This window comes from Oceanobacillus aidingensis (assembly GCF_042654105.1).
Taxonomy (GTDB): Bacteria; Bacillota; Bacilli; order Bacillales; family Amphibacillaceae; genus Oceanobacillus; species Oceanobacillus oncorhynchi.
Genome location: NZ_JBHSFT010000048.1, coordinates 120,436 through 132,879, shown reverse-complemented (window position 1 = coordinate 132,879; position 12,444 = coordinate 120,436). Strand labels below are relative to the sequence as shown.

Here is a 12,444-nt window from a genome sequence, read left to right as displayed (position 1 = left end):
TTCTAGACCTGATGTGTATGGGCTTTTTTGCACTCTTCACTCTCTTTAAAGAACAGGAGGCTTCATTTTATCAAACTTTTGAACTCACACTATAATTTTAAAGCAATGTATAATTTTAAACTCCTCTGGAAAGAATAGAGATTACTATAATCTTTCTAGTACGTTAGGAAATCTCACTTTTTAACGTGCAGGTGTAAGAAAAACTGTATATTCATTAAACGATAAAGGATGACAGATTTTCTACGTATTTTTATAATTATGAGGAGTGAATAACATGGTAAAAGTAAGACAAGACGCTTGGTCTCATGAAGATGATTTGCTGTTGGCAGAAACTGTCTTGCGGCATATTCGTGAGGGCAGCACCCAATTGAACGCTTTTGAAGAAGTGGGAGATCATTTAAACCGTACTTCAGCAGCTTGTGGATTCAGATGGAATGCAGAAGTGCGTAATAAATACGAAAATGCAATTGATTTAGCAAAAAGACAAAGAAAAGAAAGAAAAAGAGCTTTAAACAAAACCATTCAGGCTGTTCCCAAAGCAGAGCCTGTTGAAAGCACAGAAAATATCCCGCCACTGGAGACTTCCGTGGAGGTGCCGGCCGTACAAACAAGTGCTGAACCGGTTGCAGCATTTAATTTAGATACTGTTATTAAGTATTTAAAATCACTAAAAAAAGAATTATATACTTCCAATCAATCGAGATCGTCGATGCAATCGTTAGAGAGTGAGAATCAATCCTTGCAGACAAAAGTCGAAGAATTAAAAAAGAAATTAGCAGATACGGAACAACAGCTGCAAGCGATGAAAGAAGATTATCAGACATTTATCCAGATTATGGATCGTGCCCGCAAGATGACAGTTTTTGAGGATACCAATCTTGTGAATTCTCCTTCCTTCCGTATGGATAAAAACGGAAATCTTGAACAGATTGCACAAGGCTCTAACTAGTTTGAATCAGACATATATATTGGAATGATGGAGGGAGTCGGAATTCCTTTTTTCAATATACAAAAATACTGCACAAAAAATGTGCAGTATTTTTGCGTAATCCCGATAGTGCCGTCAAACAATAAAGTTTTGATCCCGCTTTTGGCAGGTGGGTGTCCTGCTTTAAAGGTTTTATGCTTCCTGCTTGAGGCATGCATGCACTTTAAAGACCAATCGGACTCCCTAACTTATAGGTGTTCGGTCAAAATACCAATTGTTAACGTACACATCAGGATGATTAACGTTTTATTTGAATTAATCTTAGCATACATTGATTCAAAGTTCAAATATATGAAAGCCTATTTTTTATTTAAATAATTCCTTGTTCTGCCATAGCATCTGCTACTTTCAAGAAGCCTGCAATATTAGCCCCTGCAACAAGATTTCCTGATTTACCATATTCATTTGCGGCTTGGATGCTATTATGATAAATATCATGCATAATGCCTTGCAGCTTTTCATCGACTTTTTCAAAGCTCCAGGAAACGCGGCTGCTATTTTGCGCCATTTCCAGAGCTGATACTGCTACACCGCCTGCGTTTGCAGCTTTCGCTGGGGCGAATAAAACATTATTTCCCTGGAATTGGTTAATTGCATCTAAGGATGATGGCATGTTAGCACCTTCACCTACTGCAATAACACCATTTTTGATTAATGTTTTTGCTGCAGTTTCGTCGATTTCATTTTGTGTCGCACAAGGTAAAGCAATCTCACATGGAATCTCCCAAACGGATCCGCCGGCAACGTATTCTGCATTTGGATAAGTTTCTAAGTATACATTAATACGCTCTCTGTCTACCTCTTTGATTTTCTTTACAAGTTCCACATCGATGCCGTTCTTATCATAGACATATCCATTAGAGTCACTGCAGGCAACAACTTTTGCCCCAAATTCAGCTGCCTTCTCCATGGCATAAATCGATACATTTCCTGACCCGGATACAATAACTGTTTTGCCAGAAAAGTCCTGCCCATTATCTTTAAGCATTTCCTGTACAAAGTAAACTGTACCGTAACCAGTTGCTTCCTTACGTGCCAAGCTGCCTCCAAAACCTAAGCTTTTTCCTGTTAGAACGCCTGGTTCTACAGCGCCTTTGATTTTCTTATATTGCCCGTAAAGGTAGCCAATCTCTCTGGCGCCCACACCAATATCTCCTGCAGGCACGTCTGTATCCTGTCCGATATGTCTAGCTAATTCTGACATAAAACTCTGACAAAATCGCATAATTTCTAAGTCTGATTTTCCTTTTGGATCAAAATCTGATCCACCTTTTCCTCCGCCTATAGGCTGCCCGGTCAAAGAATTTTTAAAGATTTGTTCAAAGCCTAAAAATTTAATAATACTTGTGTTTACTGTTGGATGAAAACGAAGCCCGCCTTTATAAGGTCCGATTGCACTGCTGAATTGAACACGATATCCGCGGTTTACCTGAACCCGGCCTTCATCATCCACCCAGGGTACACGGAAGGCAATCAAGCGCTCTGGTTCTACAATTCTCTCTAAAATGCCTAATTCCATATATTTAGGATGCTTCTCAAAAACGCCTTCTAAAGATTCGACAATTTCTTCTACTGCTTGCAAAAATTCTGTCTCGTGGCTGTTTCTATTCTTTAGTTCCTCATAGACTCCCTGCACGTACTCTTTTGCTGTTCTGTTTTGATATTGTAATTTATTTTCCATGGCTTCTATCATTCATCTCCTTTATTTATTTCAACCGATTCCTCAACTAGAAGGTTTTTATATTTTATATGAAAAACCAAATAAACACAAGATTCTTGAGGATTTGTTGCTTTTAATTCACATTTTTCAGCAAATATTCCTGAAATGATATGCACGATATTTTAAATACCGTGCATATTCTACTATTTCTATTCTTTCATTTCATGATTTGACAATGCAATTGACAATTCCTGCAATTGATCTCCGCTCACTTCACTCGGAGCTTCTGTCATCAAGTCAGATGCAGACGCTGTTTTAGGGAATAGAATCGTATCACGCAGATTCGAGCGTCCTGCCAGAAGCATAATGATACGGTCCAGACCAAGCGCAACTCCTCCATGAGGAGGCGCACCATATTCCAGTGCATCCAGCAAGAAACCAAACTGTTCTCTTGCTTCTTCTTCTGTGAATCCCAGCGCTTTAAACATCTGGTTTTGAAGTTCCGTTTGGTGAATACGAATGGACCCGCCGCCAAGCTCATATCCATTTAATACCAAGTCATATGCATTTGCCCGAACATTGATTGGATCAGTCAATAATTTTTCCTTATCCGCTTCAATTGGCGATGTAAATGGATGGTGTGCTGCAAAATAACGGCCCAGTTCCTCATCATATTCAAATAATGGCCAATCTGTTACCCATAAGAAATGAAACGCTTCTTCATCAATTAACCCTAAGTCTTTTCCAAGCTTTAAGCGTAAAGCGCCTAAACTATCATAGACAACAGCTGATTTATCAGCTACAAATAACAGCAAATCTCCACTGCTTGCATTGGCTTTATCCACAATCGCTGCTTTTTCATCATCTGACAAGAATTTGCTGATTGGGCCTTTCACTTCTTCTTCCTCTACTTTCAGCCAAGCTAAGCCTTTTGCACCATAAATATTGACAAACTCTGTTAATTTATCAATATCCTTTCTAGAGTAGCCGGCAGCAGCACCTTCCACATTTAATAAGGCTACTTTACCGCCATTCTCTACCGCCTGTTTAAATACTTTAAACCCAGAATCAGCTACGATATCAGATACATGGATTAACTCTAACCCAAAGCGGGTATCCGGCTTATCCGAGCCATAACGATCCATTGCTTCATCATAAGGCATCCGCTGTAAAGGTAATTGAATATCGACGCCCTTTACTTCTTTAACAACCTCTTTCATCATTTCTTCCGTCATTGTCATAATTTCATCACTTGTTAAAAAGGAAGTTTCAATATCAACCTGTGTAAATTCCGGCTGACGGTCCGCCCTCAAATCTTCATCCCGGAAGCAGCGTGCGATTTGGTAATAACGTTCAAAACCGCTCATCATAATCAATTGTTTAAATAACTGTGGAGATTGCGGCAGCGCATAGAATTCACCAGGATGTACACGGCTTGGCACCAAGTAATCACGGGCTCCTTCCGGCGTGCTTTTCGTTAAAATCGGAGTTTCCATTTCTAAGAATTCATTTTTATTTAAATAGTTGCGGATGCTTTGCGTTGTTTGATGCCGTAATTTAAACGTTTCTTGCAAGCCTGGACGGCGCAGATCTAAATAACGGTATTTCAAACGGATATCTTCTGCAATATTTACATCATCCTGAATCATAAACGGCGGATTTTTTGCCTTATTCAATACGGTGATTGAACTGGCCAGCACTTCCAATTTACCAGTTGCAATAGCGGGATTTATGGTTGCCTCGTCACGTAAAACCAGTTTTCCGACCACATCGATTACATATTCCGAGCGGATGCTTTCAGCTATTTCTAATGCTTCCCCGGAATAATCTGGGTTAAAAACGATTTGGATGATTCCGGATTTATCGCGTAAATCAATGAATATAAGTCCGCCAAGATCACGGCGTTTTTGGACCCAGCCTTTCAGCCTGACCTCCTTTTCAATTTCTTTTTCAGTTAAGTGTCCAGATAAAACACGTTCTGTCATTTTTTAGCTCTCCTCCAATAACACTTTAAATTCGCTAACAATATCCTTCATCGGAACTTCCTTTTGGTCCCCGGATTCCATATTTTTAATGGTTACGATTTGTTTTTCAAGTTCATCATCGCCTAAGAAAATCACAAATCTAGCTTTTAACCGGTCTGCTGCTTTAAGCTGGCCTTTCATTTTGCGGTGCTGGTAATCTGTGTCTGCCTGGATACCGGCCATACGTAGCTGATGAACAGCTTTCACAGCCTCTGTACGTACCTTTTCAGAGCCAAAACCTGCTACAAAGCAGTCTAACTTTGTATCTACGGGGATTTCTATATTTTCTACCTGAAGAGCCATTAACAAGCGCTCTAATCCCATCCCAAAACCGATACCTGGAGTGTTAGGTCCGCCAAATTCATTGATTAATCCATCATATCTGCCGCCGCCGGCCAGTGTTGTGATTGCCCCAAATCCATCTGCTTCACTCATGATTTCGAATGCAGTGTGATTATAGTAATCTAGACCGCGAACCAAATTAGGGTCTACGGTATAAGAAATATCCATTGCATCCAAATAAGCTTTCACTTGCTCAAAATAAGCCTGTGATTTTTCATTTAAATAGGTCAAGATGGATGGCGCAGTTTTCATTGCTGGATGATCACGATCCTTCTTGCAATCCAATACACGTAATGGATTGTTATCTAATCGTGATTGGCAGTCGGAGCAAAGTTCCTCACGATATGGATCAAAATGAGTCACCAGTGCGTCACGATGAGCTTGACGACTTTCTTTATCGCCTAATGAGTTAATCACCAGCTTCAAAGATTTCAAGCCTAAGCTGCGATAAATATGCATTGCCAGGTCAATCACTTCTGCGTCAATTGCAGGATCTTCACTTCCCATTGCTTCGACGCCAAATTGATTTAGTTGACGCATTCTTCCTTTTTGCGGCCGTTCATAACGGAACATCGAGCCGAAATAATAAAGCTTCTCCGGTAAATTGGGACTGCCAAATAACTTATTTTCTACAAAAGCACGGGCTACAGCAGCTGTGCCTTCTGGACGGAGGGTCAGACTTCTTCCTCCGCGATCTTCAAAAGTATACATTTCCTTTTGTACAATATCCGTAGAATCTCCCACCCCACGCTGAAATACTTCTGTGTGCTCGAAAATCGGCGTGCGTATTTCGTGATAGTAATAGGCTTCACAAATTTCTTTAATTTTGTTTTCAACATACTGCCATTTCGCCGTATCTTCCGGCAAAATATCCACTGTTCCTCTTGGAGCCTTCATAGCCATTTTATTTCCTCCTTTGCGAATATACAGAACACGGATGAAAGTAATTTTCTGGTTAGCGAAAATGATAACAAGCAACGTTTGACGGCTGCCCCATATTTTTATTGGACAATACAAAAAACCCGTCCCTTATAAAAAATAAGGGACGGGTTTTTACCCGCGTTGCCACCCTAGTTGATATCTGAATGATATCCACCTTTATCAGTTAACGCCTGCAACACGTTTATATCTACTCATCTATTTCGATATAACTCCTCCAGAATGTCTTTCATATAAGTCGTATAGATAGTTGCTTCCAGCCTTTGACAACTACTCTCTTGCTATCTGTACTTACATTACTTTTTCCTTCAATGGTTTTTATCATTTAATTTTAAGGAACTTCTACTAATACCGCCCACGCCCTGTGGACAACGCAGAAGCTACACCACATCCTGGGACTGAGGTTACTCGTCCCGCTGAAAACACTTGTGGAAGTGGAATGATTATAATAATAAGGTTAGTTGCTCACAATGTCAAGAACGACCTAAGCTTTTTTTCAATTGCTTTACTTCCTGAATGGAAATTCCAAGCTCCGTTGCTATTTCTAAATAGGTTGATGATTTTTCCATTTTCATAAAATGATGGAAATCTGTCATCATCAATTCAGAATAATTATTGGCATTGCGTTGTTTTGTGTGTCGATGCATAACTTCATTTCTCCTTTTGATTCGGCCTCTTTAAGTTTTTATAGCATCTCCACAAAACAAGAATCTTATTCTTTAATCGTTTTTATCTGTCTTTGCTGTCTAAAATCAATGTAACAGGTCCGTCATTTACCAGCTGGACATCCATCATTGCGCCAAATTCTCCTGTTTCTGTTATGACGCCTTCTGTACGTAATGCTTGATTAAATGTATTATACAATGCTTCTGCTTCGGCCGGCTTTGCTGCTTTGATAAAGCTTGGTCGTCTGCCTTTTTTAGTGTCTCCGTACAATGTAAATTGCGATACAGATAATATACCCCCGTCTACATCTTTAATCGAACGGTTCATTTTTTCATTCTCATCTTCAAAGACACGCAGGTGAACAATCTTATTTACGAGATATTTTACGTCTTCCTCTGTGTCTTCGTGAGTAATACCAACAAGCAGCAAAAATCCTTTTTGTATTTCACTTATTTTCTCTTCCCGGACGGTGACAGAAGCTTCTTTCACCCGTTGTAATACTACCTTCATAAAAAACAAACGCTCCTTATTGAACTGTTCTTGTTACGGTATATACTTCCTGTATTTGCTTTATTCGATCAACTACTTTTTTCAAGTGATTCGTATTGTGGATTAAAATAGTTAATTGGATTACTGCCATTTTATTACGATCAGACCTGCCATTCACATGTGTGATATTTGTTTTTGTTTCGTTGACCGCCTGCAATACTTCATTAAGCAGACCGCGGCGATCATATCCTGTAATTTCCAGGTCTACATGATATTGCTTTCGTTCCGCGTATTGGGTTTTCCATTTTACATCGATATAGCGCTGCCTCGCTTCTTCGGTTTGTACATTCGGACAATCCGCACGATGAACAGACACTCCTCTGCCTTTTGTAATATACCCTAAAATATCATCACCGGGAACTGGATTACAGCATTTTGCAATCCGGACAAGTAAATTATTTACTCCTGCCACTTCAATACCCGAATCCTTCTTAGAGGATGGTTTTGCTTTATTGGTTTTTACTTCTTCTATTTTTGTCTCTAAATCCTGATCTGCTTCTCTCAAATGACGAATTCGTTCTGTTAAACGGGTTGCTATCAGCGCTGCGGTAATTCCTTGATAGCCGACAGCAGCATACATATCTTCTTCGTTTGTAAAATTAAACTTATCGAATACACGCTGCAGATTATCTGGAGTCAATACTTCTTTAGGCTCAATATCAAAGGCGCGAATTTCTTTTTCCACAGCTTCTTTTCCTTTGACAATATTCTCATCACGCTGCTGTTTTTTGAAAAACTGCTTTATCTTACTTTTAGCCTGTGAGGTTTGAACCATTTTCAGCCAATCCTGCGATGGTCCATAGGAATGCTTCGAAGTCATCACATCCACGATATCTCCATTTTGCAACTCGTAATCCAAAGGTTCCATTTTCCCATTGATTTTCGCTCCAATGGTTTTATTACCGATTTCAGTATGAATCTTGTATGCAAAATCAATTGGGATGGATCCAGACGGCAGCTCAATTACCTCGCCTTTTGGTGTGAAAACATAAACCATATCTGAAAACAAATCAATCTTCAGCGATTCCATAAATTCCTCTGCATCATGTGTTTCACTTTGCCACTCCAGAATCTCCCGGAACCATGACAATTTTTCCTCAAAAGAGCTTTTTCCTTTTGCTTGCTTTCCTTCCTTATAGGCCCAGTGCGCAGCAATCCCGTATTCGGCAATATCATGCATTTCCTTGGTACGAATCTGCACCTCCAGCGGGTCGCCCTTTGGTCCAATAACTGTTGTATGCAGGGATTGATACAGATTTTGCTTCGGCATCGCGATATAATCCTTAAATCTTCCGGGCATCGGCTTCCAATTTGTATGGATAATACCTAAAACAGCATAACAATCTTTAATATTATCAACTAAAATACGGACAGCAAGAAGATCATATATTTCGTTAAATTGCTTTTTCTGATTGACCATCTTTTGATAAATGCTGTATAGATGCTTCGGACGCCCGGACATCTCTGCTTTAATATTTACAGCTTCAAATTCCTGGGAGAGGTCAGCAATAACCTCCTGGATATAAGTTTCTCTTTCCTCCCGTTTTTGCTTCATTAACTGAACAATACGATAATATTGCTGTGGATTAAGATAACGTAATGCCGTATCCTCCAGCTCCCACTTTATTGTTGATATTCCCAGGCGGTGGGCAAGCGGAGCAAAAATTTCCAGCGTTTCATTGGAAATACGCCTTTGCTTTTCTGGCGGCAGATGCTTTAACGTTCTCATATTATGCAATCTGTCGGCAAGCTTAATCATGATAACACGAATATCCCTCGCCATCGCCACGAACATTTTTCGGTGGTTTTCTGCTTGCTGGGCCTCTTTTGTTTCATAGCGGATTTTCCCAAGCTTCGTTACCCCATCTACAAGCGCAGCTATCTCATGATTGAATTCTTCTTCCATCTGTTCAAATGTGACGTCAGTATCCTCGATTACGTCATGAAGAAAGCCTGCTGAAATTGTTTCTGCATCCATTAATAATTCAGCCAGTATCCCTGCGACCTGTACCGGATGAATGATATACGGCTCACCAGATTTGCGAAATTGATCTTTATGAGCTTCTTTTGCAAATTCATATGCATGTTCAATTAAAGCAACATCGTCATCAGATAAATACTCTTTTACTTTTTCTACAATATCTGTAATGTTGACATTTTCATCTTTTGCCATGTAATCACCTTTATTTACCTTCAGTATTCAATAAATTGTATAAAAATAAAAATAGCAACAAGTATTTTAGAGCTTGAAGCCATCTTTTGAATTAAAATCTCTTACATTTCTTCGATTTAAATACATTATTCGATAATAATTACTATTATAAGACTTTTTTTATATGTCTGTCCAACTAAAACCTAATATATACGGATAAATTAATCTATACAAAAAGAGTCAACACAGTATCAGAATCTGTTTTGACTCTTTTTTCCATAGCTTTTAATAGGTCATGATGGTAAGTACATCGTAGCCTTCCAGCTTATCCTTGCCGTCCAGATAACTTAACTCCACCAGGAAAGCGCACCCCGCAACAATTCCGCCAAGCTGTTCAACTAAATTAATCGTTGCTTCGATGGTACCGCCTGTAGCTAAAAGATCATCTGTAATTAATACACGCTGTCCAGGCTTAATTGCATCCTTATGAATAGTTAATACATTCTCTCCGTACTCCAGACCGTAATCAACTTTAATTACTTCCCGCGGCAGCTTGCCTTCTTTGCGAACAGGAGCAAACCCAATTTCTAAGGCATAGGAAACCGGACATCCTACGATAAATCCTCTTGCTTCCGGACCTACAACCACATCAATTTCTTTTTCTTTTGCATATTCTACAATTTCATCGACAGACGATTTGTAAGCTGGTCCATTAGCCATCAAAGGCGTAATATCTTTAAACCGGACACCTTCTTTCGGCCAGTTCTCCACAATCTCAATATATTCTTTATAATCCATATACTGCTTCCTCCTTCAGGTTGTTGGGCGTGTCCATACAAGCTTCAAACCATTTTTTTAAATCTTGATAATTCGAATAGATAAGTATATTTTCTGCTTCTTTTTGTTTCATGCAGGATTGATAAATTTCGGATTCGGATAAATCCTTTTTATTCCCTGATTCCGCATAACGGAGCCATCCATCCTTTTTCTCTGCAAAACCTAAATCTGCAAAAACTTCCGACATAAACATTACTTTTGCTTTATTCCAGCCCCGGTGCTGTTCAATCGCTTTCTGCATCTCTTTAATCTGAAACTTCTTATGCTGTTTAATCAAGCTATAATAGTCTACAAATTCTTTCCGGGAAGGGAATTGAAATGGATATTGATTTGGCACCTGACGTATCGCGATGACAATATTTTCAGGATTCACCTGCCGAATAATCTTCTTCATATCATCTAATGAAGCCGGCAACGCAGTAAAACCAATGGTCTGATAAGCATCAAGTTTCTTAGAAAGCGCCTCTTTATAGGTAAATGTCTCCTGATGCTCTCTCAACCGGAGAGGCTCTCCGCAAACAAAAACTTCTTTCACCGTTTCAGAAAGCAATTGCTCTGCTTTTTTTCCGCGAAAGTCAAAGAGCTGCCGTTCCGTAATTTTTAAATCTTCCAGCATTATTTGCGCATTCCTTCTCCCATTCCACTCATTAACAGAAAGCTCGCCGGCAACGGATACTTTAGTGTATGGCGAAATAGCTTCTTTCAGCTCTCCAAATCCAAAACCTACTGTATCTATTTGGGCATTGGAAGAAGCAAATTGCATTTTCAAGTGATTCTTTCTGCTTCCGATTTGACGGACTTCCTTTGGTATCTCCTTTATCTCAAATAACGGCTTTGAGTTGCCCATACCAAACGGAGAAAGCTTTCCTATCTCCTCGATAAGAGAAACATTGATATCTTCCATATCTAATATAGCATTAATATATAATTCCTGCTTAAAATCTTCTTCTGATAAATTTTCAAAAAGCAGCTTATTTAAAGCAGTTTCTAACGGCTCTAGATTTTCAGCAGGTAATGTCATCCCCGCTGCTTGGGCATGTCCGCCAAAGTGTGTGAACAAATCTCTGACTGTCATACAGCCCTCGAATAAATCAAATGCAGGAATACTTCTGGCTGACCCTTTTACAATTCCCTGTTCCGGCTTTTTCGCAAGCACAATCGCCGGCCGATCATATTTTTGAACTAATTTTGAAGCAACTATCCCTAATACGCCCTCATTCCAGCCTTCTTTAGCTACAATAATAATCCGCTTATCTGTTTGAACCATGTCCATTGCTTCATCTACAATATCCTGAACTATTTTCTTACGCTGTTCATTTATGTGATTCAATTCATTCGCCATTTCCAGAGCAATTTCCGCGTCCTCTTCCAGCAGAAGATCAACAGCCAGATCAGCATCACCCAGTCTTCCTACAGCGTTTATACGCGGTCCAATGCGAAAGCCTACATCTTCTTCGGTTATGGTTTCTTCCAGCTGACATACTTGTTTTAATGCTTTCAAGCCAACATAATTTGTGCGTTGCAATTCTTTTAGACCAAATGCAGCTAAAATTCGATTTTCAGACACCAGCGGGACCAGATCAGCTATCGTACCTATCGCTGCATAAGGAAGCACCTCCACAGGCAGTTCTCCGAGAAGAGCATGTGCTAATTTTAAAGAAACACCAACACCTGCCAGTTCTTTAAACGGATACGCTTCAGACAGCTTCGGATGAATAATGGTATAACAATCCGGTATCTCCGCTTGGGGCTCATGGTGGTCTGTAATAATTAAATCCAACCCGAGCTCCTTTGCTACTTCGGCTTCACGAATTGAAGCAATCCCGGTATCGACCGTTATAATTAATCCAAATCCAGCTTGATGAAGCTGCCTGAAGGCAGCTTCATTGGGACCATATCCTTCTGTAAACCGATTCGGGATATAATATTCATAAACTGCACCAATTTTATTCAATGCGTGCAGCAAAACAACCGTAGAACTTACTCCATCCGCATCATAATCTCCGTATACAACTATTTTTTCGTTATTATCTACCGCTTCTTTGATTCGCTTTACGGCTTTTTCCATACCGTTTAAACAAAATGGATCAATCAAATGGTTGAGATCGGGCTGCATAAATTGTTTTGCTTCTTCTGTTGTCGTAATTCCTCTTTGTAAAAATAAATCTTTTACAATAGGTGACATCGCAATGTCGAGCGACTCTCTCTCCTCTACAGGAGGATTATCTATATATTTCCAATTCGCTTTACTTGATAGCATAAATTCACCCCTGACCTAGTTATTATA

The 12,444-nt window shown here is 39.6% G+C and carries 9 protein-coding genes, 1 other RNA gene and 1 other annotated feature; of the genes, 1 reads left to right on the top strand and 9 read right to left on the bottom strand.

Annotated features, from left to right (window positions below; translation table 11 throughout):
- Positions 1-274: 274 nt before the first annotated feature.
- Positions 275-949, top strand: a complete 675-nt coding sequence (locus ACFO3P_RS19215) for an RsfA family transcriptional regulator (RefSeq protein ID WP_042534335.1) — start codon at positions 275-277, stop codon at positions 947-949.
- A 95-nt stretch (positions 950-1,044) separates the two neighbouring features.
- On the opposite strand, the gene ssrS is transcribed toward ACFO3P_RS19215, so the two are convergent.
- From ssrS to recJ, 9 genes are all read right to left on the bottom strand, one after another.
- Positions 1,045-1,227: non-coding RNA, 6S RNA (gene ssrS / locus ACFO3P_RS19210), on the bottom strand.
- A gap of 71 nt (positions 1,228-1,298) precedes the next feature.
- A complete protein-coding gene (gene gdhA, locus ACFO3P_RS19205; protein ID WP_084612980.1) occupies positions 1,299-2,681 on the bottom strand; it encodes an NADP-specific glutamate dehydrogenase in 1,383 nt (460 codons plus the stop codon).
- A 176-nt stretch (positions 2,682-2,857) separates the two neighbouring features.
- Positions 2,858-4,633 carry an aspartate--tRNA ligase gene (aspS, locus tag ACFO3P_RS19200; RefSeq protein WP_256704746.1) on the bottom strand — a complete coding sequence of 592 codons (1,776 nt, stop codon included), beginning with the start codon at positions 4,631-4,633 and terminating at the stop codon, positions 2,858-2,860.
- Positions 4,634-4,636: 3 nt separating this feature from the next.
- On the bottom strand, positions 4,637-5,917 hold the full coding sequence (gene hisS / locus ACFO3P_RS19195; RefSeq protein WP_042534339.1) for a histidine--tRNA ligase: 1,281 nt from the start codon (positions 5,915-5,917) through the stop codon (positions 4,637-4,639).
- A 135-nt stretch (positions 5,918-6,052) separates the two neighbouring features.
- Positions 6,053-6,274, bottom strand: a binding site (T-box leader).
- 152 nt (positions 6,275-6,426) lie between these two features.
- A complete protein-coding gene (locus ACFO3P_RS19190; protein WP_256704747.1) occupies positions 6,427-6,600 on the bottom strand; it encodes a hypothetical protein in 174 nt (57 codons plus the stop codon).
- 82 nt (positions 6,601-6,682) lie between these two features.
- Positions 6,683-7,129 (bottom strand): D-aminoacyl-tRNA deacylase, encoded by a 447-nt coding sequence (gene dtd, locus ACFO3P_RS19185; RefSeq protein ID WP_042534341.1) that lies wholly within the window; start codon positions 7,127-7,129, stop codon positions 6,683-6,685.
- 16 nt (positions 7,130-7,145) lie between these two features.
- Positions 7,146-9,341 (bottom strand): RelA/SpoT family protein, encoded by a 2,196-nt coding sequence (locus tag ACFO3P_RS19180; RefSeq protein ID WP_042534343.1) that lies wholly within the window; start codon positions 9,339-9,341, stop codon positions 7,146-7,148.
- 264 nt (positions 9,342-9,605) lie between these two features.
- Complete coding sequence (locus ACFO3P_RS19175) at positions 9,606-10,118, bottom strand: adenine phosphoribosyltransferase (protein ID WP_042534345.1); 513 nt, start codon at positions 10,116-10,118, stop codon at positions 9,606-9,608.
- Positions 10,108-12,417, bottom strand: coding sequence for a single-stranded-DNA-specific exonuclease RecJ (gene recJ, locus ACFO3P_RS19170; RefSeq protein WP_289584810.1), 2,310 nt, complete (start codon positions 12,415-12,417; stop codon positions 10,108-10,110). Before recJ ends, ACFO3P_RS19175 begins: the two co-directional genes overlap by 11 nt.
- Between the last annotated feature and the right edge of the window lie 27 nt (positions 12,418-12,444).